At 38.6% G+C, this 23240-nt stretch carries 25 protein-coding genes, 1 tRNA gene and 1 other annotated feature; of the genes, 5 read left to right on the top strand and 21 right to left on the bottom strand.

The window, feature by feature from the left end; all coding sequences use genetic code 11:
• Window positions 1-9 precede the first annotated feature (9 nt).
• Complete coding sequence (locus ciss_RS11260; RefSeq protein WP_075866382.1) at window positions 10-948, top strand: glycosyltransferase family 2 protein; 939 nt, start codon at window positions 10-12, stop codon at window positions 946-948.
• Here ciss_RS11260 and ciss_RS11255 read toward each other — a convergent pair.
• The 8 genes from ciss_RS11255 to ciss_RS11215 form a co-directional block, all read right to left on the bottom strand.
• The gene (locus tag ciss_RS11255) at window positions 945-2027 is read right to left on the bottom strand and encodes a glycosyltransferase family 4 protein (protein WP_075866381.1); all 1083 of its coding nucleotides are present in this window, start codon (window positions 2025-2027) and stop codon (window positions 945-947) included. The genes ciss_RS11260 and ciss_RS11255 overlap by 4 nt on opposite strands.
• Complete coding sequence (locus tag ciss_RS11250) at window positions 2024-3139, bottom strand: glycosyltransferase (protein ID WP_077177578.1); 1116 nt, start codon at window positions 3137-3139, stop codon at window positions 2024-2026. Before ciss_RS11250 ends, ciss_RS11255 begins: the two co-directional genes overlap by 4 nt.
• Before the next feature lie 7 nt (window positions 3140-3146).
• Window positions 3147-4283 carry a glycosyltransferase gene (locus tag ciss_RS11245; RefSeq protein ID WP_075866378.1) on the bottom strand — a complete coding sequence of 379 codons (1137 nt, stop codon included), beginning with the start codon at window positions 4281-4283 and terminating at the stop codon, window positions 3147-3149.
• Between the two features lie 79 nt (window positions 4284-4362).
• Complete coding sequence (locus ciss_RS11240; protein ID WP_075866377.1) at window positions 4363-5085, bottom strand: glycosyltransferase; 723 nt, start codon at window positions 5083-5085, stop codon at window positions 4363-4365.
• A 440-nt stretch (window positions 5086-5525) separates the two neighbouring features.
• Window positions 5526-5756, bottom strand: a complete 231-nt coding sequence (locus ciss_RS11230) for a hypothetical protein (protein ID WP_143298561.1) — start codon at window positions 5754-5756, stop codon at window positions 5526-5528.
• Between the two features lie 278 nt (window positions 5757-6034).
• A complete protein-coding gene (locus tag ciss_RS13885; RefSeq protein WP_077177577.1) occupies window positions 6035-6463 on the bottom strand; it encodes a DMT family transporter in 429 nt (142 codons plus the stop codon).
• Window positions 6396-6581: a hypothetical protein gene (locus ciss_RS13195; protein ID WP_075866374.1), complete on the bottom strand. Its 186-nt coding sequence runs from the start codon at window positions 6579-6581 to the stop codon at window positions 6396-6398. The genes ciss_RS13885 and ciss_RS13195 overlap by 68 nt, the downstream gene beginning before the upstream one ends.
• Before the next feature lie 163 nt (window positions 6582-6744).
• A complete protein-coding gene (locus tag ciss_RS11215; protein ID WP_075866373.1) occupies window positions 6745-7125 on the bottom strand; it encodes a hypothetical protein in 381 nt (126 codons plus the stop codon).
• Window positions 7126-7334: 209 nt separating this feature from the next.
• Between ciss_RS11215 and pabB the strand changes: the two genes are divergently transcribed.
• Window positions 7335-8696, top strand: coding sequence for an aminodeoxychorismate synthase component I (gene pabB / locus ciss_RS11210; protein ID WP_075866372.1), 1362 nt, complete (start codon window positions 7335-7337; stop codon window positions 8694-8696).
• Here pabB and ciss_RS11205 read toward each other — a convergent pair.
• The 3 genes from ciss_RS11205 to ciss_RS11195 form a co-directional block, all read right to left on the bottom strand.
• On the bottom strand, window positions 8679-9497 hold the full coding sequence (locus tag ciss_RS11205; RefSeq protein WP_075866371.1) for a methyl-accepting chemotaxis protein: 819 nt from the start codon (window positions 9495-9497) through the stop codon (window positions 8679-8681). The two genes, pabB and ciss_RS11205, sit on opposite strands and share 18 nt — an antisense overlap.
• Window positions 9498-9736: 239 nt before the next feature.
• Complete coding sequence (locus ciss_RS11200) at window positions 9737-9886, bottom strand: DUF1540 domain-containing protein (RefSeq protein ID WP_075866370.1); 150 nt, start codon at window positions 9884-9886, stop codon at window positions 9737-9739.
• Between the two features lies 1 nt (window position 9887).
• Window positions 9888-10991 (bottom strand): MGDG synthase family glycosyltransferase, encoded by a 1104-nt coding sequence (locus tag ciss_RS11195; protein ID WP_075866369.1) that lies wholly within the window; start codon window positions 10989-10991, stop codon window positions 9888-9890.
• 86 nt (window positions 10992-11077) lie between these two features.
• On the opposite strand from ciss_RS11195, the gene ciss_RS11190 reads away from it, so the two are divergent.
• Together ciss_RS11190 and ciss_RS11185 are read left to right on the top strand one after the other, a co-directional pair.
• Entirely contained in the window at window positions 11078-11794 is a 717-nt protein-coding gene (locus tag ciss_RS11190; RefSeq protein ID WP_075866368.1) for a 2-phosphosulfolactate phosphatase, read from the top strand.
• The gene (locus ciss_RS11185) at window positions 11769-12911 is read left to right on the top strand and encodes a glycosyltransferase family 4 protein (protein WP_075866367.1); all 1143 of its coding nucleotides are present in this window, start codon (window positions 11769-11771) and stop codon (window positions 12909-12911) included. The genes ciss_RS11190 and ciss_RS11185 overlap by 26 nt, the downstream gene beginning before the upstream one ends.
• Here ciss_RS11185 and ciss_RS11180 read toward each other — a convergent pair.
• The 5 genes from ciss_RS11180 to ciss_RS11160 all read right to left on the bottom strand — a co-directional run bounded on the left by ciss_RS11180 (window position 12895) and on the right by ciss_RS11160 (window position 16808).
• Complete coding sequence (locus tag ciss_RS11180) at window positions 12895-13227, bottom strand: hypothetical protein (protein ID WP_201787798.1); 333 nt, start codon at window positions 13225-13227, stop codon at window positions 12895-12897. The genes ciss_RS11185 and ciss_RS11180 overlap by 17 nt on opposite strands.
• A gap of 121 nt (window positions 13228-13348) precedes the next feature.
• Window positions 13349-14434, bottom strand: a complete 1086-nt coding sequence (fbp, locus tag ciss_RS11175) for a fructose-1,6-bisphosphate aldolase/phosphatase (protein WP_075866366.1) — start codon at window positions 14432-14434, stop codon at window positions 13349-13351.
• Between the two features lie 92 nt (window positions 14435-14526).
• On the bottom strand, window positions 14527-15063 hold the full coding sequence (locus tag ciss_RS11170; protein ID WP_075866365.1) for a prephenate dehydratase domain-containing protein: 537 nt from the start codon (window positions 15061-15063) through the stop codon (window positions 14527-14529).
• Window positions 15064-15075: 12 nt separating this feature from the next.
• Window positions 15076-15876 carry a 3-deoxy-7-phosphoheptulonate synthase gene (gene aroF / locus ciss_RS11165; RefSeq protein ID WP_075866364.1) on the bottom strand — a complete coding sequence of 267 codons (801 nt, stop codon included), beginning with the start codon at window positions 15874-15876 and terminating at the stop codon, window positions 15076-15078.
• A gap of 33 nt (window positions 15877-15909) precedes the next feature.
• Window positions 15910-16233: a binding site (T-box leader), on the bottom strand.
• Between the two features lie 35 nt (window positions 16234-16268).
• Window positions 16269-16808, bottom strand: a complete 540-nt coding sequence (locus tag ciss_RS11160; protein ID WP_075866363.1) for a type III toxin-antitoxin system ToxN/AbiQ family toxin — start codon at window positions 16806-16808, stop codon at window positions 16269-16271.
• Window positions 16809-17111: 303 nt separating this feature from the next.
• Between ciss_RS11160 and ciss_RS11155 the strand changes: the two genes are divergently transcribed.
• Window positions 17112-17187: transfer RNA gene (locus ciss_RS11155), tRNA-Ala, on the top strand.
• Between the two features lie 211 nt (window positions 17188-17398).
• Here ciss_RS11155 and ciss_RS11150 read toward each other — a convergent pair.
• The 5 genes from ciss_RS11150 to ciss_RS11130 are packed head-to-tail and all read right to left on the bottom strand — an operon-like array spanning window position 17399 to window position 23219.
• On the bottom strand, window positions 17399-17620 hold the full coding sequence (locus ciss_RS11150) for a hypothetical protein (protein WP_075866362.1): 222 nt from the start codon (window positions 17618-17620) through the stop codon (window positions 17399-17401).
• Window positions 17620-20304 carry a chemotaxis protein CheA gene (locus ciss_RS11145; RefSeq protein WP_166504026.1) on the bottom strand — a complete coding sequence of 895 codons (2685 nt, stop codon included), beginning with the start codon at window positions 20302-20304 and terminating at the stop codon, window positions 17620-17622. Before ciss_RS11145 ends, ciss_RS11150 begins: the two co-directional genes overlap by 1 nt.
• Before the next feature lie 6 nt (window positions 20305-20310).
• Complete coding sequence (locus ciss_RS11140; RefSeq protein ID WP_075866360.1) at window positions 20311-20667, bottom strand: response regulator; 357 nt, start codon at window positions 20665-20667, stop codon at window positions 20311-20313.
• A 13-nt stretch (window positions 20668-20680) separates the two neighbouring features.
• Window positions 20681-21745 carry a protein-glutamate methylesterase/protein-glutamine glutaminase gene (locus ciss_RS11135; RefSeq protein ID WP_075866359.1) on the bottom strand — a complete coding sequence of 355 codons (1065 nt, stop codon included), beginning with the start codon at window positions 21743-21745 and terminating at the stop codon, window positions 20681-20683.
• Complete coding sequence (locus tag ciss_RS11130) at window positions 21732-23219, bottom strand: chemotaxis protein CheW (protein WP_075866358.1); 1488 nt, start codon at window positions 23217-23219, stop codon at window positions 21732-21734. The genes ciss_RS11135 and ciss_RS11130 overlap by 14 nt, the downstream gene beginning before the upstream one ends.
• Window positions 23220-23240 lie beyond the last annotated feature (21 nt).

The raw sequence follows: 23240 nt of genomic DNA, 5'->3' as shown, positions 1-23240 counted from the left end.
AGGATTAAAATGAATTTTAAAACCGCCTGGGTTGTACCGACATTAAATAGGCCTAAAGACATTGAACGGCTGTTTAATAGCTATTTAAAACAAACCGTAAAACCGGACAAAGTTATTATTATAGACGGCAGCAAAAATGATGAAACCAAAAAGGTTTGCGAAAAATTTCAAGCCCTGATTAAAAACCTAATTTACGAACATACCACTAAACTTGGTTCGGTTACCCAGAGACTTTTGGCTTTTAAGTACTTAAAAGATATCGACTATGCCTTGTTTTTAGATGATGATTTTGAGCTAAATGATAATGCTTTTGAAATTTTATTGGAAAAAATACAAACCCTTCCACCCAAAACATGCCTGGAATTAAATTTTAAAACTATTTCTTATGGTTCTGAAATTCAAAAGCTCGGCAGCTCAAAGTTTTTTAATTTCTTTAAAAAAATATTCTTTTTACCCCATGAAAGCACTGAAAAAAAGGTATTGCCCTCAGGGAGTAATACCTGGTTAAATGAATATGAATTGATTATTAAAGATGAATTAAAAGAAATTGGCTGGCTCTCAGGAGGCTGTATGTTTCTTCCGGTAAAACCACTACTTGAAAAACCAAATTATTACTTTAACGAAGATTTGCAGCGTTTTAGCGGTTACGCCCTTGGAGAAGACGTCTACGTAAGCATACAATTAGCCAAAGAAGGATACAAATTTTACCGGGTAATGAACGCCTGGGGAATACACCACAAAGCTCCCTCCGCCCGCCCGGATTTGGAAATGCTTATGGCGGCTAAGGTGTATAATTTACGACAAATTTATAAGGTTAAAGAGAAAAATAGCTTTGACTTTTTATTTTACTCCTTATCAATAATAGGTAATTTTCTTTTGGCTTTATTTACGAGTCTCTTAACAAAGTCTTCAGGAAGTATTAAAGGTTTTTTTAAAGGACTCAGTTAAGTATTTTTTTCGAAGTAATTAATTATTTGATTGATTTGCCTCTCTAAAGAAAAGCGTCTTTTCATTTCTTCTATATTTATTTCCTTTTTGCTTGAAGGATTTTTTATTTCTTCTATCCAAAAATTAACATCAAGAGGTAAAAATTTATCAACAAATATATCCGGTACCGCTAAACCTTCAGTTGCAATAGTGTAATTTCCTAATAGTTTCGCTTCCAGTAAGACAAAGGAAAAAGACTCTTTAAATGATGGTAAGATAAAAATTTTCGATTTTGCAAGTTCTTCTAATGTCTCCTTATATCCAAGCTTTCCTTTTAATATTACAATATCTTTAAGTTGATGTTCTTCAATTTTATTTTTTATTTTTGCAAACTCAGGCCCATCACCTATTATTTTAAATTTAAAACCAATATCATCTTTTTTAATTTTTTTTGCTAATTCTAAAATAAACTCAGGGTTTTTCCGTTTTATTAGCAGCCCCACACTTATAATAGTGTTTTCTTTTTGGTAATTATTTTTTAAAACACTTTCTATTAAAGATAAGTCAGCTGAATTTTCGATAACTTGCGCTGAATCCAAATTTAAATTAAAAGTTTTTGCTATTAAATCTTTATGTTCACGCGACACAAAAGCCGTTTGGTTCTTTACTTTTTTAAGACAGTTTATTTCATAGTTTAATAACATTTTCTCAAAAAATTTAATCCTAAACTTTAGATCATCTAAAAAGTCTGCCCTGTAACCGTGAAAAAAGTAGAGCTTTTTGGGCATTGGGGTTTGAGGAAATGAAAAAATATCTTCAAATATCTGGTAATCATATTTTAAATAATGCTTTTTTAATTGAAAATAAAATAAGATTTTTGTTGCAAAATAACGCAAAAGCTTGCCGCTAGGCGGCAAAATCCTATCAAAAATCTTTTCAATACCCGCTACAAAATATCCCAGTAAAAGAGATTTATCCAAGCTCCAAACATCAACCTTATATCCGGCTTGAGATAATCCTTTTTCGAGATTTTGTAAGTGGGTTACAACTCCTCCACCCTTTTTATTAAAGCCAGCATAAAAAATCCCAATTTTTTTCATTCGCTCACCTTAAACGCCTTTAATATACGTTTCATTACTTCTTCGTCCGTAAACTTTAATGCGGTTTTTCGAATTTCTTCAGGCTCTTTAAAAGCAATTTCTCTTTTTATTACTTTAGTTAAAATCTCAATTAATTTTTCTTTATCATTTACTGGTACTAAACAGCCATTTACTCCGTCAATAACTATTTCATTTGGTCCTGTAGGACAATTGGTAGAAATCACTGGTAAACCGTACCATAAACTTTCAATAAGTACTAATGGTAAACCTTCATAACGTGAAGTTAATATAAATGCAGAAGCCTCACTAACGTATTCCCAGGGATTCTCTTTAAAACCTAATAATTTTATTTTGTTATTTAATTTCAATTCGTTTACAAGCCTTTTAATATTATTAAAATCTGGTCCATCTCCAATCATTAATAGCTGCCAGGGAAGATCTTTTATTTTTGAAAAAGTTTCAATCATGTAGTCAAGCCTTTTTTGATGATTTTCAAACCTGCCAATATATACAAATATTGGTTCTTTTGAACGTTTAATATACCTCTCTTCAAGTTCACCAATTGGGTTATATGTAACAACTATATTTTTCTGTTCAGGAATCTCTAAAGATAATTGTTCTTTTATGGCCTCACAAATAGCAAAAATACCGTTAGCTTTTTTTAAAAAGTATTTGTTAGTCATCCAAAATTTTGAGTTTTTGTAAACATCCAGAGTAAAATGCAGCCAACTCCACACTTTTATTTTTTTTAAAAAATATCTAAATACTATAAAAACATTTAAAGCCCATGGATCCATAGCAATAATAAAATCTGGCCTACTTTCAAAAACATATTTTTTAGTATTATTTAAACTTTCTATAAATCCTATTATTCTTTCGAACAACCAAAATGCTTTTTTTTCAGGTAGCCTATAATTATTTAAAATATGAATCTTAACTTTATTACCATTTAATAAAAATATTTTTTTTACACGTTTAATTTCACTTTTTTTTATTCCAAAAATATAAATATCTACTTCTAAGTCTATTTTTACAAACATTTTAGCAAGCCTTTCAATGACTTTTTCCATTCCCCCAGATCCAAAGTAGCTTATAGCTAATGTTATCTTCATTTTATCTCTACTTCCTTTTCTTAGTTACCATTAATCTATCAAATAATTCTTCCCAATGTCTTACAATTTTGGAATACATAAAATTATTTAAAACTTCTTTGCCTCTATTTTTATAATTATCTCTTAGGTCCTTATTCATAATCAGCAAAGTAATTTTATCAACTAAGTCATTGACATCCTCATTTTGAAATAAGAGGCCGTTTTCATTATCTTTTAATAATTCATTTACTCCTGATTGATTATTCGCAGCTATTACAGGAGTTCCTGTATAAAACGCTTCAAGTATAACCATTCCTAACCCTTCATATCTGGACGGCAAAATAAATATTTCACTTTTTTTTAAAAACGGTAGTGGATTATTTATGAAGCCAGGAAGAAAAATATAATTATTTAACAAATTATTTTCAATTGCTAATTTTTCAAGTTTTTCACGTTCTGAACCTTCACCTAAAATTACTAAATTATATTCATAATTTTTTTTTACTAAAATCGAAAAAGCTTTTATAAGTATATCAAATCCCTTTGAATATTCTAGTCTCCCAATTGAAATTAATAAAGGCCTTTCAAATATTTTTTTATATCTATCTAGATTAATGTTTTTTTTATATATTTGAGTGTCAAAAATATTATATATAACCTTAATATTTTGTTTGTTATACTTATCAGAAAGCTTTAACCATTTTATAAACGATTCTTTTGCAAAATTAGAAGGTACAACAATATTTTTTATTCTTCTATATATAATCTTAGAAAAAAGTAATTCTTTTCTTCCCATAAGTTTTGTCTGTTCATCTATTAAAGTATGAATCCATCCAATCATAGGTTTTTTAGTTAATTTTGAGATAAAATAAGCAAAATATGTCGGTATAAATTCCGATGCTCCAATAATTATGTCGCAATTTTTTGCTTCCATATATAATTTTTTAAATATTTTAAAAATAGAATACCTTATGCGTTTAAATTTATTTGAACCAACAACTAATTTAACATTCTCAGGTATTTCATCCCATAATTGTCCCTTATTTTCAATAATAAACAAAGTTATTTCATATTTACTTTTATCTAAATTTCTAATTAAATTAAGTGTGACACGCTCTGCCCCACCAAGATTTAAGTTAGATAATATAAATAAAATTTTTTTCATATTTTTCCCTCTATAACGTTAGTTTATTTAAAACTATATTTTTTCGCTAAAGCAATTTTTATTTCATTACCTACCTTAATCAAACATCAATCAATGCTTTTAACGCAATTTTTTCCCATATATATTCTTTTGCAAAATTATAGCGTAAAACCTTAAATTTTTCATCTTCATAATACGCTTTTTTAATAATACTTTCTATATCATCATTATTAGGACTTTCTAAAACATAAACTAAATGTCTTACTTTATTAATTGCTGGAATGCTAGTACTTATAACTGGTTTTTGTAAATAAAAATACTCTATTAGCTTTAATGGTTCAGAGGCTATGCTTAGGGGGTTATCTAATCTAAAAGGTAACAAACAAATATCTTGGTCATTTATAAAATTTGGAACATCTTTTTTATCAATTGTTCCATAATACTTTAAATTTTTATATTTTCTTAGTTCTCGCAAAACACCAACAAAGTCAGGTCCTGCAATATTTAGAACGCAATTTTCTATACCTAATATTTTTTTCATTAAATCAATATCGACCCACCCTGCGAGTGCTCCAACAAAACCAATGTTTATTTTTCCTTTTGTTTTAAACTTAACTTGACTTCTAACATTAGCAAATATTTGAGAATTTATACCATTTGGAACTATTTTAACCTTCTTACTAATAAGAACCTCGCTATACTTACTTAGATAAATATCCTTTAACTTTTCACCAACAAACCACACTTCATTAGAAATATAAATTAAGTGCTTTTCATATTTTTTAACTTTTTCTTTTTCTTCTTCAGAAAAAAAGTGTTCCATGTCATCTACACAGTCATAAATTATATATAAATTTTTTTTTTAATTAAGTCCTCATGAATGTATTCCAGTATCAATGGATGCGAGACAATAACAAGATTTTTATAATTTTTTAAACTTGTATATCTTCTTAATACCTTAATAATCTCCCTTTGCCTTCTTTGCAAATTCAATCTTTTAAAAAAGTTCTTAAATACTTTCTCGGGAAATAAGATTTTTGGATTTACAACTATAAAATTTTTTTTCACGTTTATATAATCATTTAAAAAAAATCTTTTTAATCTATTAAAACTGAATTGCGATGAACCAAAATACTCAAAATAACTAAAGTAAAAAACATTATTGACATTCCCTAATTTTGAAAATGCCTCTGTTAATTCATGAGATCTTTGTTTAAGGTAATACCATGGCACAGAGGAAAAGTATATAATATTTAGCATAATTTATGCTCCTTTTTCTTGAGACTTAATTAAGTTCTTTACTTTTTTATAACTTTTAAATACTTGCAGATATAACTCTTTATTTAAATTCAAAATTAAATTGCATGCAAAATTTTTCAATAATATACCATTTTCATTACAACGGGCAGTTTTGCCAATAATTACATCAGGACAATCTTTTATAATAAATTCATGCATACATTTTAAATATTCTTTATCATATATATCATCCACATCCCAGATTCAAACATATTTGCCAGTCGTAAAATTTAATCCAGTACAATATCGTAAGGCATAACTTTAAAAACAATTATCTATTAGCCTTTGAGTTAACGCACCTGCTCCCGCACCTAATTCTAAAATTTCACTTCCATAATATAAATACTTTTTACAAAACCTCTAAAATAGTTCCGTGAACCCCTTTTGCTGCATGAATTGGTACATCTTTATAAAAATATTTAATTTATTCATTTCTCCCCACCTTTTAATGATTTATTAAACAGCTAATCCCACTACCCCTTCCCAGCAAGCAAAACTATTCCCCCGCAAATTAAGAGAGCCCCAACCCACCTCTGAAGGGAAACAGCCTCGTGAAGGAAATATTTGGATATTGCCAAAACCAGTACATACCCAAAAGACAGAATAGGATAAGCTAAACTCAAATCAACCTTTGAAAGGACAAACATCCACAATATCGAGCTAACTGCATAGAAAAGAAAACCAAAAATTACATATGGCTGTAAAAATAGAGTTAAGAAATACTTTATCCCAGTTAAAGAAGTCAAAGATAGTTCTTGACCACTTACCCCTTTTTTAATGAAAAATTGCCCAAGAACATTAATAAAAGTAATTGCCAACAGCAACAAGATATACTTAGTTAAAAAAACCAAAGGTAAAAAACGACTTTGCACAGCGGGCAAGATCCGCCGACGACCAGTCATGGAGCCCTATAAAAGTTTCATTTATTTGATATAGCCGGAAAATTAATGAACCAAGTAAGATAAAGAGCATTATAACTTTTTCACCTTTTGCTATAATTCCTTGTCCTTCTTTAGCCATAAGTACCTCCTACCATGATGTAGGGATTATATGGAAATTTCAAGTTCTTTGTGATTAATTCGACAATATATACAAAAAATCCTGCTTTTAGAAAAGCAGGATTTTTCGACATATTTTTATTATTTTCATCCGCATTAGTTTAAATTTCATTTCCTTTCAAACCCTACATCTTTATATTCAACCACCGATTTTCCACTGCAACGTAGAAATCCCTACTTAGCCGATACCACATGACGATACTACCGATTACCGCTAAAAGAAGTAAGCTATGTTTGACCCATAACAATAAGACCATGTCCTTCTTAATCATCGGAATAAGTTCAACGTCTCGAAAATAAAGGGCCCTTGGGATCCCTGCCAGGATTACAACCATAGCCGCTATAAAAAAAACCCGGCTTAAATAGCGGAAAAATATCCGGTATTGAGTGAAGGTTAAGATGCAGTCACACCAGAGCCTGCGGGCGAGATAAAGGGTAAAAACCGCCATTATTAAAAGCCCGGTAGCCAAATCATGAAGGTAATTATTCACCACTATCCAGATCATCCTATTCCCCCTAATATAAAAAGTTAAATTTCATTATTTATCTTTATTTCCATTTTTTGTTATTTAATCTATTTCTGCTTTTCCCGTTAAATTCCTCTTAAAATTATTTCTGTTATCCGTATTTTCGCTTGACAAATTCTTGGAAAAAGGGCTAAATAATTATGGTTATCCCTTAAATTCCGCCAATCTTTTGGAAAGCGGTGAATAATATGGCAGATTTTCATCTAATTGAAATTCCAAAATTTGATCTTATAGCATTAGCTGAGGTTTTTCCCAAAAAAGAATGGTTTTTCCTCGATTCTTCCCTTTCCCCCAGTACCTATGGTCGTTACTCGTTTCTGGGCTTTAATCCGGAGTTTACCGTTAAAAGCCTGGGAAATCTTATAATTAAGTCCCGTGATAACCGGGAAGAAAAGTTATATACCCACCCCTTTTCTTTTTTAAAGTCCTTATTAGCCGAAATTAAAAAGCCTCCTTTAAACCTGCCGTTTCCCTTTAAAGGCGGGCTTGTGGGGTATTTTGCCTATGATTTAGGTCGGATGCTCGAAGTTTTACCCAGCACCGCTATCGATGATTTAAATCTTTATGACTTCTATCTTGGTTACTACGATACCTTTGTAGCAGTAGACCACATAAACGACCGGTACTACGCGGTAAGCTACCGGGAAGGTAAATTAAAAGAGCTCGTAAAATACATCGAAAAATCCCGGGATTTAGAAGTTAAACCTCCCTTTTATCCTCCGGCGGGAGAGTTTTATTCTAATTTCACCCGGGAAGGTTACGAAGACATCGTCCGGCGGGCTATTGAGTACATTAAAGCCGGAGATATTTTTGTGGTTAACCTCTCCCAGCGCTTTACCGCTGAGTTCACCGGCGACCCCTGGGAGCTTTATAAGTATTTAAGAAAGATTAATCCCGCTCCATTTGCGGCCTATCTCTATTACCCGGAGTTCTCCGTCCTTAGTTCCTCGCCGGAGCGGTTTTTAGAGCTACGACAAGGCAAAGTCCAGACCCGACCGATTAAAGGTACCCGCCCCCGGGGAAAGACCATTGCCGAAGACCTGGCAAATAGAGATGAGCTTTATAACAGTCAAAAAGACCGGGCAGAACTTACTATGATTGTAGACCTGGAGCGAAACGACCTGGGCAAAGTAGCCAAGGTGGGTACGGTAAAGGTACCGGAACTGTACGTCATCGAACAGTACGCTACCGTTTACCACCTGGTTTCCACCGTTACCGCTGAGCTGGCCGAAGGTAAAGACGCTATCGACCTTTTAGCCGCTACTTTTCCCGGCGGTTCGATTACCGGAGCGCCGAAAATCCGGGCGATGGAAATTATTGAGGAGCTGGAAGGTCTTCGGCGGGGAATTTACACCGGCTGCATCGGCTATATTGATGTAAACGGCGATATGGATTTAAATATCGTTATTAGGACAATTCTGGTAAAAAACAAAAAAGCCTACTTTGGCGTAGGCGGAGGTATTACGGTGGACTCAGACCCCACCGCAGAATATTTGGAAACCCTGGATAAAGCTTATGCCTTGATGAAAGCTTTAAAATTTCTCGGCTAATCTTGAAAGTTCCCTTGCCATTTGTTCTAAATTGTTTAAAGTAGAGTGCAGTTCTTCCGAGATTGCCGTTTGCTCTTCGCTCAGCCCGGAAAATTCTTCAATAGATTGAGCCAGGGCAAGGATTTCTCCTAAAATTTTTTCAATTTTTCCGGCAATGTCTTTGACCGCAAACTTGGATTGCTGGGCAAGCTTTCTAATTTCTTCAGCCACCACCGCAAACCCTTTACCCTGGTTACCCACCCGGGCCGCTTCAATCGCCGCATTTAACCCAAGGATATGGGTTTTATCGGCAATGCTATTAATTAAATCCACCAGCTGCCGGATTTCGGTGGCATCGTTACTGATCACCCCAGCCCTTTGGGCAAGGGCTGCAAATTCGCCGGAAAAATTGCTCGCAGAGCGGGCAAGCTCCTCAGCGGCTTCATTTATTTCTTTAATACTGTTCTCTAAATTTACAATTGCCTTCTGCACTAAATCCCGCTTTTCGGTGCTGGTAACCAGGGCAATGACTCCCTGAATTTCCCCGTCTTCGATAATGGGCATGGCTTTACAAAGATAGGGCTTGCCAAAGGCGCTTTTTTCTAAAGGAACATATATTTCCACCCGTTTTTTACTGTCTAAAACCATGCGCGAAACCGACCCCTGGGGCACCGGCATGCCGGGATAAATATTTAAATCGATATCAATTGCCGGTTTATACCAGACATACTTTTCCTTATCAGAAATCACCAGCAAAACTTCATCCCCCAATAGCTCTTTCAGGTTTTCCGCAACTTTTAAGTACGCATCTAAAAGTTTCATCTTAAGCCCCCTATTTTTGGTTTTTTCTATAATATTCGCATATTTTTGCGATTATTTCAACAATAATAGAGTAAAAAAACAGTAGAAAATAATAAGTAGGACGGTTCAAAAAAGGCCTGTAAGTGATCAGTCGTAGATGATAAGAATTAAAAAAAGTTAGCAGGTGGTCGGATGAAAGTAGTTTTCTACAAACCACTTACCACCAACCACCTACCACCTAAGGTAACCGTCCCTAAAGGTTACTGTTTGCTCATAAAGGTTTCGCAGGCGGTATCATCGCTGGTGTTTACCTTGCGGGTTCCGGAAGAACGAACCTCAATGGAGTTAGCGGTGCAAACATTATTACTCCAAAAACGGCATTCTTCCACCTGACAGGTAACTTGCGTCATCTTAATCACCTCCGGATATATTATGCCCGATATTTTGGAAAAAATGCCTGGATATATTAATTGAAGCATCCTTTTTTCCGAGCTCTGCCGCCTTTTGGGCCAGTGGTAAAATGTCTTTGCTAAAAAAAGACTCGGATAAAACCATTTTTAGTTCCAAAACATCAGTCAGGTACAGGGCAGCACCTTTTTTTTGTAAAAACTCGGCATTTCGTTGTTCCTGCCCCGGTAAGGGATTAATGATAATAAGCGGTTTTCCTAAAGCTAAAGCCTCAGCGGTGGAAAGCCCGCCCGGTTTGGTGATGACTAAATCCGCCGCTTCTAAATATTCCGGCACTTTTGCAGTAAAAGGTACCGGAATTAAATTTCGCCTCCCCAAAACCTTTAACTCCCGGTACAGTTTTTGATTATGCCCGCATAATACGATAACCACCCACTCTTTCTTAGTATCAGTAAGGGCCTTTGCCGCCTCCGCCAGGGGCCCAAGTCCCAGGCCTCCCCCCATCATTAAAATAATCTTAGTCCCTTCCCGGAGTTGATATTTCTCCCTGACAGCATTAGCATCGATTTCCCCGGCAAAGATTGGATCAATCGGTGGTCCAAAGGCGTGTATTTTATCCCGGGAGTAGCCTTTTTCCACTAACTTTTCTTTAATCTCCTCCGCCGCCACATAGTAAAAACGGGAATTTTTCGTTAACCAGAAGGCATGGTAATCATAATCGGTAATAACTGTAGCATAATTCCGGTAACCCAGGTAATCCAAAGCCACCGCCGGGAAAGCATGGGTAACGATTATCCCCGCGGGTTTAAACTCCCGGATTACTTCCTTAAGTTTCTTTTTGTATAAAAGAGCTACCAACCACCTTAGCCGGTCCTTTTCTTTATCATGCCCTTTTTCATAAATATAGCCCCAAATTTCCGGGGTATGGGTTAAAATTTTTAAGTAAAGATCCGAAGCTATCTTTTCAATTTTGGGGCCAATTAAATTTAATGTCGTTAGTACCTTAACCTCAAGGTTTGGGGCTACCTCCCCAAAAGCTTTTTGTAAATTGTAGGCAGCTTTTAAGTGGCCATGGCCAAAACGCTCGGCCAAAAGCAAAATTTTCATAAAAACCTCCTGCATTATGTTGTATAATAAGTGTTGTAAAAAAAACTAAAAATATAATAAGCAAATGAAAAGGAGCATAAGGTTAAATGAAGATTGATATTTTATTTTATCCCGAAAAGCTTAAAAATGCTGAAGATAAAGCCGTGGTGGTCCTGGATGTGCTGCGGGCTACCACCACTATCGCCACCGCCCTGGCAGCCGGTGCCGAAAAAATCTATCCCGTTTCTTCGATTAAGGATGCATTTTCACTTAAAAAGAAAATTTCCGGAGCACTCCTTGGGGGAGAGAGGGGCGGAATTAAAGTTCCCGGCTTTGACCTTGGAAATTCCCCTTTGGAATATCAAGGGTTAAAAGGAAGAACCATAATCTTATCTTCAACTAATGGCACCAAAACCCTTAAAAAAGCCGTATCCGCCAAAACCCTTATTGCCGGAAGTATCGTTAATGCTAAAGCGGTTGCCGATTATCTTTTAAAACTTAATCTTGACGTGGTCTTTATGCCTTCCGGCACCGACAGCCAATTTTCTCTGGAAGACTTTGCTGGAGCCGGTTATATCATATCACTTTTAGCGGAGGAAAAAAAGGTTGAGCTTTCCGATCAGGCTTACGTTAGCTTTGAGCTTGCCCGCATTAACCCGCCGGAGGAAATTTTAACCCGTTCCTTTCACGGCCAAAGGCTCATTAACCTCGGTTTTGCCCGGGATGTGGAGTACTGTGCCAAACTAAATCTTTTAGATGTGGTGCCGGTAGGCCGACTCCAGGAAGGGAGGCTTGTTATTGAAAGTAGCCGTCTTTTCCGATAGTTACCATCCCTATGTAAGCGGTGTAGTACGTTCTATTGATTTATTTCGCGAGGAACTGTCCAAACGTGGAGTGGAATTTATCTTTTTCATCCCCGCTTACGGCAATATAAAAAAAGAAAAGGGCTTTTACCGTTTTTTCTCAGTACCGGCGCCCACCAATAAAGAGTTTCATTTAGCCCTTCCCTTTTCGTTTAAGGTTTCGAAAACTTTGAGGGAGGAAAAAGTTGATTTAATCCACGTGCACAGTCCTTTTCTTTTAGGACGTCTGGGCCAAAAGACCGGACGAAAATTAAATATTCCGGTGGTTTTTACCTACCATACGTTGTACGAAGAATATGTCCACTACTTTCCCTTTGCCCGGACAACCGCCAGAGCAGTTACTTCCTGGTACACTTTGCAGTTTGCCAATAAGTGCAGTGCGGTAATCTGTCCCACCGAAACCATTCGGGATTATCTTTGCCAGAAAGGCCTAAAGACCCGGAGTGCGGTAATTCCCACCGGGATTGATTTAGAACCGTTCAGCCAAGCTGACAGTTCCTGGTTAAAAACAACCCTGGGTTTAAAGGGGAAAAAAGTGTGCTTATTTGTGGGAAGGGTGGCACCGGAAAAAAACGTTGATTTTCTCCTGGAAAGTTTTCAGATTGTGGCTTCAAAGCTAAAGGATGTGGTTTTAGTGATAGTTGGCGGAGGGCCGGAATTACCCCATTACCAAAAAAAAGCCGAGGAACTCGGCCTGGGCAATTCCGTTAAATTCATCGGTCCGTTACCTCCGGAAAAAGTCCCCATTTATTACGCTGGAGCCGACCTTTTTCTTTTTCCTTCGGTTACCGAAACCCAGGGACTGGTTTTTGCGGAAGCCAAAGCCGCCGGGCTTCCGGCTGTAGGGGTAAGGGCTTTTGGCTCTAAATCAATGGTATTTGATGGAGTAGACGGCTTTCTTACCGGTCTAAATCCCCGGGAATATGCTGAAAAAGTAATCCTTTTACTCCGGGATGAAGCTTTACGAAAGCTATTTTCCCAAAACGCTCGTAAAAACGCCCAAAATTTTAGCAAAGAATACACCGCCCGGTTAATGTACGATTTGTACCAGAGCCTTTTAGTTAATCCTGACCGGTAACACCGGTGATACCGTATTTTTCAAACTGGTAGCGAAGATTTTTAGAAAGCTTTTCGGTGATGCCAAGTTCCTCTGCGATTTCCATATCGCTTTTGCCGGCTTTTAGTTGGTCGATAAATGCTTCCCAGGGTACCCCTACTTCCTCGCATTTATCTTTAAAGCCCAGGTCAAAACTAAAGGGAGCACCTTTGGCGGTAAAGCCATCGGCAGCAATTTCCCAGGCTTCTTCCAGATAGGGGGAGCGGGTAGTTAAATACCAGTGGGTGGCGCTGCCCATTTTTTCTTCAATGGCATTGTCGCGGTTGTGAAAATCCATAATTTTTTCCTCCTTTTTCCCAATGTGCCTTCTGCAAAAATGGTCACTCACAGAACCGTCCCTAAAATTAAACCCTTTCCTTTGGGTAGTTTCCCAACAAGGAAAGGGTTTTATGCATTTTTTATGCTTTTACAAAGCGATCTTTTAGCTTTTCCAAGACCAGCGGCAACGTGGTATACTCCATTTCCTCTAAATGGAGCCGGTGGGGTTCAAAGGGACCGAGGCTACGCATGTAATCGGCAATGGTTAAGGCAATCTCCCGGGCTTTATCATAAGCTTTATCGGCAAAGAAATCCTGGGGACCAATAAGTTTTCCATCGGCCAGCTGGAAGCCAAGGGCAATTACCCGTGGCGGCCCGTCAAAACGGGACGGGGTAGCGTCGGCCACCGACACCGGCATTAACGGTCCGGAGTGGGAACCGCGCATCCAGCCGGAAACCAGGTGCGGCCGGGCAAAGGGCTCCAAAGCTTCGCCCACCGCCGGTAAACCGCTCTGGCAGCGGACGATCAACACCGGGTCATCCTTACCGATGTACCGGCCGGCCATGAGGTTTAAGCGCTGGGTACTGGAGGTAGCGGCTATCTCCCCGGCTTTGGTATAAACGCTCTTGACACAATAGCGGCCGGGAGCACCGATAAATACGAGAAGGTCATATAAATCTTCCGGAGTATTGAAGATAATCTTTTTATTTTCCAGGAGGTCTAAAACTTCAAATTTAAAGCCTTCGTGCATTTTGGGATCAATGATAAGTCCAATGGTGTTAAAGGGGTCGGCAAACATTTTATACAGCGGCAGGTTCCAGGCCCCGGGTTCCGTTTTGTCTGCGGCAAAAACGATAATCGGTTCACTAATTCGCTCAAAAAACTCCATTTCCGCAATTCCCGGTCCCAGACCTTTGACGTTACCGGAAAAAGCATCCGCCAGTAGATCCTGTCCCGCTCCGTAAAGCTTTAATTTTTTGGCCACTTCCGTGCAGGCTACAAAAGTATCCCATGCTAACTTGTGGATTTCCTCCGAGTCCACCCCCTGACGGTGGGTCATAATTAAATTGATATCGTCACCAACGTGGGTCACATGAAAATCCACCAGGAGAGGGCTTTTCGCCAGTTGTTCCCGGGCAGTGGCCAGAAGCTCTTCATGCACGCTGGAGTGCCCAACGAACCCTCCTACATCCGCTTTAATGACGGTAACCGTTATCTTACCCATCCAATCCCCCCATTTAGAATAGTATATTTTTTTATTATGTTATACTTTATTTCTCTCTTAAACTAAAAATTCCTTCTTTTTCGGAAATTATGTTACAATATTTTAAATAAACCAAAGCGGGTAATGGATGGGCGGTTACCGTTTAGAAAAAGCTCCAGAACTTTTGCCTCGTTCCGGTAATCCAGGTCAGCAATAAAGGCAGCCCCCTTAATTTTTTTTGCTTTCTCTGCTGCCTGGCTGCTGCTTAAAGCCGGGATAAACCTTAGATTATCCCTGCCTTTAAAATATTCCCGGCACTGCTGCCAGAGCTCCGGTCTTGACAATACTACGTTAATTTCCTCTAACGATTGGGCCGAATACGAAAAAAGTCCGGGGGTAATGGGTAAAAATACTTCCTCTATCAAGATAAGCTTTTCCTTTAAGGTTTTGAGTATAGCATCTACTTCCAAAACTTTCCCGGAAAGACTATTTTCTAAAGGAAACAATGCCCCTTCTATCTCACCATCAATTAATGCCCGGGCAATATCTTTAAACGATGAATACCAAACTTTCTGGGTAACTTTATGTTTTAAAAGATTTAAGGCTTTTTCCGAAAAAGTCCCTGGAGGCCCTAAATAACCTGTGCGCATCCGCCATCCCCCTTAAAAGGTCTTGCCGGCTGCCAAAAGCCAGGGTTTTAACTCTTCCAAAAGTTTAATAAACGAAGGAAGGTCCAGGGACTGTTTGCCATCACTTAAAGCTTTTTGAGGCTCGGGGTGAACTTCGATTAACAATCCATCGGCACCGGCGGCAACCGCCGCTCTGGCCAAAGCGGGAATTAAATCAACCCGTCCCGCCGCATGGCTTGGATCAACTACTACCGGGTAAGGGCAGAGTCTTTTTAAAAGGGGTACCGCACTGATGTCAAGGGTATTACGGGTCATGTTTTCAAAGGTTCTTATCCCCCGTTCACATAAAATTATCCGGTGGTTGCCCCCTTCTTCGATATAAGCCATTGCCCCTAACCATTCCTCAATGGTAGCGGCAAGTCCGCGTTTTAACAAAACCGGTTTATTGACCCTGCCAAGTTTCTTTAAAAGAGAAAAGTTTTGCATGTTGCGGCTTCCAACCTGGAGAATGTCAGCTACCGGTAAGGCTTTTTCCAAAGATTCTTCATCTAAGACTTCAGTAACTACTATTAAACCGTATTTTTGTTTTACTTCCGCTAAAAGTTTTAAGCCAACTTCCCCCAGACCCTGAAAGCTGTCAGGCCGGGTTCGGGGCTTATATGCACCACCCCTTAAGCCAATAATTCCATGATTTTTTAAAATTTGGGCCGTCTTCTCCAACTGTTCCCTACTTTCCACTGCACAAGGCCCGGCAAAAATCATAAATCTTTTCTGGCTGGTTAACTCCTGCCACCAGTCCTCTTTGAGTTTTGGTAAAACCCCATATTCCAACACCTCCGTATAATAAATTAACCCGGTCCTTCATCCCCAAGGGACGAAAGACCGGGTCGTCTTCCGCGGTACCACCCTTCTTGGCATTGCTGCCCTCTCTCAAGGTACGGGAAATTTCCCTATTGGGTACAAAAAAACCTTTGGCTTAGGGAACCAAAGGTTTACTTACCACCCTAAGAGTACAGGAAATCTCCGATACCCCGTTCCTTTTAACGGTGGAACTCTCCGGGTCCGCCTACTTCGTTGTTCAGCGGCCAGCTCCAGGGAGAACTTCAGATTTTCCGGACCACCGGGCTTCCACCCTCCCCGGCTCGCTTTCGGCCCTGCAAAAATCCTACTTTTCCCTATCATAGCTTTTACTTAAGAGGTATTTTAGCAGAAATAAACGCTAAAAGTCAAGGATTTTTTTCCTCTTTTGCCGCTGCTATTTCCGGGAAAGCGTTTTGTTTTAAGCTTATATATTCGAGGCATTTTATTTCTAATAATTTATAGTCGCAACAGCGCATATTTAACCTGGCTTGTTTCCCACTATTTACAATTTTGTATAATCTTTCGGCTTTTTTTATAATTAACTTTTCATGGGAACCAATAAAATCAGCCTGTTTTCTTAACAGGTTTTTATATTTTTCATCAGGTATTCTCTCAATATCAATAATATTAACTTCACTATCGGGAACTGGAATCATGTTATTAAGATTAATTACTCCCAACTTTCCTCCATCTATTTTAACTATGTCAGGAGCTTTATCTTTAATTTTTAGATGTTTAGGTTTTGGTGAAGATAATGGGGCATAATATTTTTTATCGCCTATATTAAACAATACACCAATGTATTTTCGCTTGCCTTCATTATTTTCCCTCACCCTGTTATCGAATTTTCGTAAATAATCAATGTATTCAGAAGTTATGGAACAAATAAAAATCCTGTATTTCATTAATTTCCTCCTGTTTAGTAAAATAGGGTAGCAAAATGCTACCCTATAACTTTTTTGGCTCCCCACTTCTACGGCAGGGGCTCGCCGACTTTTATTAGCTCCCCACTTCTACGGCAGGGGCTCGCCGACTTTTATTAGCTCCCCACTTCTACGGCAGGGGCTCGCCGACTCTTTTATTTTCTTTTAACCATATTATACCTTGGAATTTATTTTTTAGCAATATCCGTCAAGATCAGGTTCTTGACAAAACTTCCTTTACGGTTTATTATATGAGATGTTCGGGTAAATTACAACTAAAAAGAGGGGCGCGTAGCTCAGCTGGGAGAGCACCTGGTTCGCACTCAGGAGGTCGAGGGTTCGAGTCCCTTCGCGTCCACCAGGAAAGTTAAAACTCCTGCCTGATTATGGAGGCAGGAGTTTTTATTTATAGAATTGCTGTTACAAGAATTTCAATAAAGTTGTTTTGCTTCAGCAAAATTAGAACAACTTGTCCTGGAAAATGGAATGTTTGGCTAAAGTCAGCCTGCTTCATGATATTGGCAACTTGAAAAATGGTCCTTTAACCGGTGAAGAATTATGCTTATAAATTTTTATTTTAATTCTAAAAACTCCTCCCAGATTTCCGGGCTTTTGGCAATTTCAATTGTGATATCGGGATAATTTAATTGCAAACACTTTAAAAGCTGCCAGCCAGCAAGGTCTACCTGGTCGGTAGCAAATACTATTTTCTTAAAATCTAAGTTTCCTAATTCTTCTTTTACCTGAGCTACATTTTCAATGGTAAGAGGTAATTCGATAACCTTTTCAGCCACTACATTTCACCACCCATAAGGCCGGTCGGGGCAAGGATTAACAGAATGCTCCCATCGCCTAAAATTGATGCTCCTTCATACAGCGAAAGGTGACTTAATTCCCCGGTTAAAGGCTTGATTATTACTTCTTCTTTCCCTTGTAAATCGTCCACAATTAAGGCAAACCCGTAATGTAAAATGATAATCTTAACTTCCTCTTGCTCCTTTTCACTTAAGCCCAGGGTCTTTGCTAAATTAACCAGAGGAATAACGTTGTTTCTTATAACCACTACCGGTTTTTGTTTAAAAGATTTAATCTCCTTAACCGGCACCTTTACCGTTTCCCGAACGGTATAAAGCGGAATACCAAATAGCTTACCACCTACGGTAAACTTTAATACTTCCGTTGTTGCCATAGAAATTGGCAAAATTAAGCGTATGGTTGTTCCTTTACCTTCCTCGGAAAATACTTCCACTTGACCGCCAAGGGCGTTAACTTTTTGCTTCACCACATCCATGCCTACCCCGCGGCCCGAAATGTCGGTTACTTCATCTTTGGTGCTAAATCCTGGCTTAAAAATTAACTCATATACCTGCTCTGGTCTTAACCTTGAAGCTTCCTCGGCCGAAATTAGGCCATTATCTATTGCTTTCTTTAAAACTTTTTCCCGGTTAATTCCCCGACCATCATCTTTAACCTCGATTATCACCTTATTACCCTGGCTGTACGCCGCAAGTTCCAGTAAACCCGTGGCAGGCTTCCCTACCGTAACCCGCTCTTCAATTTCTTCCAGCCCATGGTCCAGGCTATTTCGCACCAGATGAAGTAACGGTTCATAGAGTTCTTCTAAGATATCCTTCTCTAACTTTGTCTCTTCCCCTTTTAAAACTAAGTTTACCTGTTTATTTAACTGTTTTGCGGTATCCCGCACAAACCGGGGAAAGCGCTTAAAGATATTTTCAACCGGCAAAAGTCGCAGTTCCATTAAACTATCCTGAAAATCCCGGGCCAAGCGGTCGATATAAAGAGCTTTATCCTTTAATTCCCGGGCAACTTCCATTTGCCCGAGCATTTCCAATTTTTTCACCAAATAAGGTAAGCTATTTTTGGCAATAATCAATTCACCGGCTAAAGCCAGAAGTTTATCGGCAAGTTCCTGGGATATTTTCAAGGCTTGGCTTTTTATTTTAGCTTTTGCTAAGTTTTCCTGCTCTAACTCCTTAGTATCTTGAGCAACTTTTTCTTTGGTTTCTTCAATTGCCGGTTTTTCTTCTTTAGGCACTGAAACTAATTCAAGAAGGAATTGCAAACGAGCAGTTAACTGCTCAAAAGTTAAACTTCCTTCCCAATCAGTCCGGTCAATTCCTAAATATTTTTCCACATTATTAATAGCCTTGGCAGCAGCCTGGTAAACCGGTTCTTTTATTTCCCCTTTAACCTGCCGCAGGCCTTCTAAAAGCTGTTTTAAAAGTTCCTCTACATAAGATAAGGATATTTCTACTTTTTCAGCTTTTTGCTGAATTTTCTCATCTACTTCTATCTCCGCTTTACCTTCATCACCGCCAATAAACTCATAAAAATCGGTAAGGACAGTTAAGAGGTTGGTTTCCACATAGTTTTGCTCCGTTACTTCATTCAGGATACTAAAAGCTATTTCTAAAAACTGCTGCTTTATAGACTGCGCTTTTTCCCAGTCGCTCTCTACGAGTTCAGCCATGGTTTCAATAAGAGCCAATAATCCCCCGGCAAGCCAGGGATTACCGGTAAAATCTTCGCCGTTAAATAAAACTGTAAGCCGGGTCAAAGCTTCTTTTATCCGTGCCGGGTCATTATCCTCCGCTATTTCCTGCAAAACCAAAATTATTTTTTCGTAATTTTTTCTTAAGCCCGGACTATCCACTTCTCCCCGGATAAATTCTTCTAAATCAGCAGCGGTAATTTCGGCAACTCTTACGATATTGTCTTCGGAAGCAATGAAAAGAAAAACATCTTCAATATCGCTTTGACTTTTTTTCGTAGCTAAATATAGCTCAAAACCCAGATACAAATTTTCCGGCGAAAAATTTTGCCAGTCGGGAAGTTCTCGCCAAAAGTAATATTTCCCCACTAAATTACCAGAAGCCTTTAAGTCTTCAAGCACATACTCTAACCGGTGCCCAAAGTAAAAGAAATTAGGCGAAAAGTCAAGTAAAATTTGATACAAGTTTTGCTTTTTAGCCTTTGCCTTTAAAAGCTCAGCACAGTCTGAGACCGTTAATTTTAAAAGATGGCCTTTGTTAAGTAAAGGCACAGCTGCCAAGCTTTTTGTTTCCTGAGCTGGTAAAATTGAATCATTAGTTGCAGTTATTAACCCCGCTAATTTTTCTGCTATGTCCTTATTATAAGGACGCTCTTCGCCCAGAGTTAAAGCTGTAATCAGTTCCCCCAAATGATCAAAGGCTTCAAGCAAAAGGTCTACCACATTACCGGAAATCTCAATCTCCTGGTTTCTCAGGGCTTCCAAGACGGTTTCAAGATAATGGGTAAACTCTTTAACCGAATTTATACCGGCTATCCCCGCTGAACCTTTTAAAGTATGAGCTATGCGAAAAAGAGCATTAATGGTTTCTTCGCTGCTGTTAATTTCTAAGTCTAAAATTAAAGGTTCTAACTGCTCCAAAAGCTCCTGGGCCTCAGAAACAAAGGTTTCCCTTAAGTCACTCAAAACCAATCAACTCCCCGTTAGTAACATAGCATAGCTTTTTATCTGTTCGGGTAAAACCGGTTTTACTAAATACAGGGTAGCCCCCGCTTGCAAGCCCTTTAATTTATCTTGCTCTTTCGACTCGGTGGAAATTAAAATTACCGGTAACGAAATTCCCATTTCCCGGACTTTATAGACACAAGTATAGCCGTCCATTTTGGGCATGTTGACATCAACGGTCATCAAATCAAATTCTCCATTTAAAACTTTTTCCAGAGCCTCTAAGCCGTTTACCGCTTCTTCTACTTCCCAACCAAATCCTTGAAAAATTTCTTTAAAATACTGGCGAACGGTAAAGGAATCATCAACGATTAAAACTTTCATGCAGCCACCTCGTTTACCGAACCAACTCTACTAAACGGTCGGCAATTTGATAAACCGGTAAGACTTCCGTAGCTCCACCCCGTTCAATAGCTTCCCGGGGCATTCCCCAAACTACTGCTGTCTCTTCACTTTCAGCTATGGTATAACCGCCTTTTTGTTTAATCTCTACCATAGCTTGAGCTCCATCATCCCCCATACCGGTAAGTAAAACGGCAATTATTCTGTGCGGTTCAATTACGGTTAAAGCGGAACGAAAGGCAACATCCACCGACGGCCAGTAAATTGTTTCCCGGGGAAGAGGGGTATAGCGCACCCGGACAACATTGGTGCCAAGTTTACGTTCTAACTTGAGATTTATTCCTCCGCGAGCCACCAAAACCTTACCGCGCTCTAGGCTTTCTCCGTCTTCTGCTTCTTTCACGTAAAGCTCCGAATAATTATTTAAGCGGGCAGCAAAGGACGCGGTAAAATTTTCCGGCATGTGCTGAATAATAACTACAGCCGCATCTAAATCCCCCGGAAGTCTTGGGATTATTTCCATTAAAGCTTTAGGCCCACCGGTAGATACCCCAATCAAGATTAATTTTTTAAAACCAGTATTGGGGCTAACCGGTCTTGTTTTAGGAACCTCTTGAACAAGAGGCCGCTCTTTGCGCGCTTTTAAGCGAACAACGCCGCGAGATTTTGCTACTGCCTTAATTTTTTGTAATATTTCTTCGGCAACTTCCTTAATTTTTAAGGAAACGGTGCCGTCGGGCTTGGCCACATAATCGACGGCACCCAGTTCCAAAGCTTCAAAGGTTGTTAATGCTCCCTTTTGCGTTAATGAGGAAATAACAATAATCGGAGTAGGACGGTGCAGCATAATATATTGGATAGCCGTTAAACCATCCATCTCCGGCATGTTGATATCCATGGTAATGACATCCGGAGACAATTCTAAAGCTTTCTCCACCGCTTCCCGTCCGTTCCGCGCAACAGCTATTACCTCTATTTCCGGGTCCTGTTCCAGGATTTCCCGCAAATATTTGCGCATTAGCGCCGAATCGTCAACTATCAAAACTCTAATTTTGGACAATATCTAATGCCTCCTCAATTTGTTCTTTTTCTTCCCGGCTAATTACATGCTTGAGATCTAGCAGCAGAATTAAACGTTCTCCACCGTTTATCTTAGCAATACCGCTTATAAACTCCTGCCGAATTTCATCATTTAAAAGAGCCGGAGTTTTCTCTATTTCCTTTTCATTTATTTTTAGTACTTCACGCACGGTATCAACCATCAAACCAAGTTTTAGTCCCTGATAATCAACTACAATAATTCTTTCCGCTTCCCGCTCACTATTTAACTGTAAGCTAAATTTCTTTCTTAAGTTTAATACCGGTAAAATTGCTCCTCGAAGATTTATAATACCTTCGACAAAATGAGGAGCCTGAGGAATGGATGTTATCTCAGGAACATGGATTATTTCTTGTACATTTCCAATTTCTACCCCATATTCCCCGGTATCTAAACCAAAAATAACAAATTGATTTTCTTGAGACATCAACTCCGAGGTCACTTCCCTTTGTTCAGCTTCATTTTTAGCCTCTAATTGCAATTTACTTTCGGCTAAAAGCTTTTCAGGAACCAAGGTATAGATTAATCTTTGACCGGAGTTTAATTTACAAACACCATTGATCAATTCTCCCGCATCGTTTGCTAAATAAGAAGGAACATCATCAATGTCGCTCTTTTGCACCCTTAAAACTTCAGTAACCTCATCTGTAACCAGACCAAATAAGTAACTTCCTTCTTCCTTACTTAAATTTAAAACTATAATTCGCGTTTTTTCATCATGTTCTTTTCGTTCAAGTCCCAAGAAAAGTCGTAAATTAATAATGGGTAAAGTATTATTGCGCAGTGTTATTATACCTTCCACATATGCAGGCAATCCGGGAGTTTTTGAAATATTTTCAGGCACCCGCACAATCTCCTGTACTGCAGCAATAGGTAAGGAAAATTCCTCGTTACCTAATTTAAAACCAATTAATTGCTCCAATGAAAAATTTTCTTGGGCAACTTCTTGGCTTTCGGTAACTTCTGTTAGCTCGAAACTTCTCTGTCCTCTGCAGACTTGATCAAGCTTCTTTTCAAATATGCCTTCGGGCTTAATCTCCATTATTAACTCTTCGGTTTGCGGAAGTCTTACCACCCGGCTAACCAACCGGGTGTTTACTTGGGCATTGGCAATTTCTTCAAAAACCGCCCCTTCTAAGTCTACCACTTCCGCCATGCGGTCAACCAAAAGCCCTATCTTTTCCTGGACAAGTTTTAATACTACTACTCTGGAGCTATCGGAAAGTTCATTGGGCGGCAGCTGAAGTTTCCGCCGCCCATCTAAAATAGGTAAAATTTCGCCTCTAAGATTAGCTAGTCCCAAAAAATACTCAGGAGTCATTGGTACTTTCAATATAACCGGCGGCCTAATTATTTCCTGAACATAGTTTAAATTTATGCCATACCTTTCTTTACCCAGATGAAAGGTAATTAACTGGCCACGGGCATCATCCATACCGCTTCACCTCGCTGAAAA

It is taken from the genome of Carboxydothermus islandicus, from assembly GCF_001950325.1.
GTDB lineage: Bacteria > Bacillota > Z-2901 > Carboxydothermales > Carboxydothermaceae > Carboxydothermus > Carboxydothermus islandicus.
The sequence above is the reverse complement of the archived record's forward strand: the minus strand, read 5'-3'. Positions and strand labels throughout refer to the sequence as shown.

Bases quoted from the DNA above. Each gene is read 5' to 3' on its own strand.
- ciss_RS11160 (WP_075866363.1), bottom strand. From the start codon at position 16,808: ATGAAATACAGGATTTTTATTTGTTCCATAACTTCTGAATACATTGAT.
- ciss_RS11240 (WP_075866377.1), bottom strand. From the start codon at position 5,085: ATGGAACACTTTTTTTCTGAAGAAGAAAAAGAAAAAGTTAAAAAATAT.
- fbp (WP_075866366.1), bottom strand. From the start codon at position 14,434: ATGGGTAAGATAACGGTTACCGTCATTAAAGCGGATGTAGGAGGGTTC.
- ciss_RS11255 (WP_075866381.1), bottom strand. From the start codon at position 2,027: ATGAAAAAAATTGGGATTTTTTATGCTGGCTTTAATAAAAAGGGTGGA.
- ciss_RS11180 (WP_201787798.1), bottom strand. From the start codon at position 13,227: ATGGATTTTCACAACCGCGACAATGCCATTGAAGAAAAAATGGGCAGC.
- ciss_RS11205 (WP_075866371.1), bottom strand. From the start codon at position 9,497: ATGAAACTTTTAGATGCGTACTTAAAAGTTGCGGAAAACCTGAAAGAG.
- ciss_RS11170 (WP_075866365.1), bottom strand. From the start codon at position 15,063: ATGCGCACAGGTTATTTAGGGCCTCCAGGGACTTTTTCGGAAAAAGCC.
- ciss_RS11140 (WP_075866360.1), bottom strand. From the start codon at position 20,667: ATGAAAGTTTTAATCGTTGATGATTCCTTTACCGTTCGCCAGTATTTT.
- ciss_RS11195 (WP_075866369.1), bottom strand. From the start codon at position 10,991: ATGAAAATTTTGCTTTTGGCCGAGCGTTTTGGCCATGGCCACTTAAAA.
- ciss_RS11215 (WP_075866373.1), bottom strand. From the start codon at position 7,125: ATGATCTGGATAGTGGTGAATAATTACCTTCATGATTTGGCTACCGGG.
- ciss_RS11130 (WP_075866358.1), bottom strand. From the start codon at position 23,219: ATGGATGATGCCCGTGGCCAGTTAATTACCTTTCATCTGGGTAAAGAA.
- ciss_RS11260 (WP_075866382.1), top strand. From the start codon at position 10: ATGAATTTTAAAACCGCCTGGGTTGTACCGACATTAAATAGGCCTAAA.
- ciss_RS11245 (WP_075866378.1), bottom strand. From the start codon at position 4,283: ATGAAAAAAATTTTATTTATATTATCTAACTTAAATCTTGGTGGGGCA.
- ciss_RS13195 (WP_075866374.1), bottom strand. From the start codon at position 6,581: ATGGCTAAAGAAGGACAAGGAATTATAGCAAAAGGTGAAAAAGTTATA.
- ciss_RS11190 (WP_075866368.1), top strand. From the start codon at position 11,078: ATGAAGATTGATATTTTATTTTATCCCGAAAAGCTTAAAAATGCTGAA.
- pabB (WP_075866372.1), top strand. From the start codon at position 7,335: ATGGCAGATTTTCATCTAATTGAAATTCCAAAATTTGATCTTATAGCA.
- ciss_RS13885 (WP_077177577.1), bottom strand. From the start codon at position 6,463: ATGACTGGTCGTCGGCGGATCTTGCCCGCTGTGCAAAGTCGTTTTTTA.
- ciss_RS11200 (WP_075866370.1), bottom strand. From the start codon at position 9,886: ATGACGCAAGTTACCTGTCAGGTGGAAGAATGCCGTTTTTGGAGTAAT.
- ciss_RS11250 (WP_077177578.1), bottom strand. From the start codon at position 3,139: ATGAAGATAACATTAGCTATAAGCTACTTTGGATCTGGGGGAATGGAA.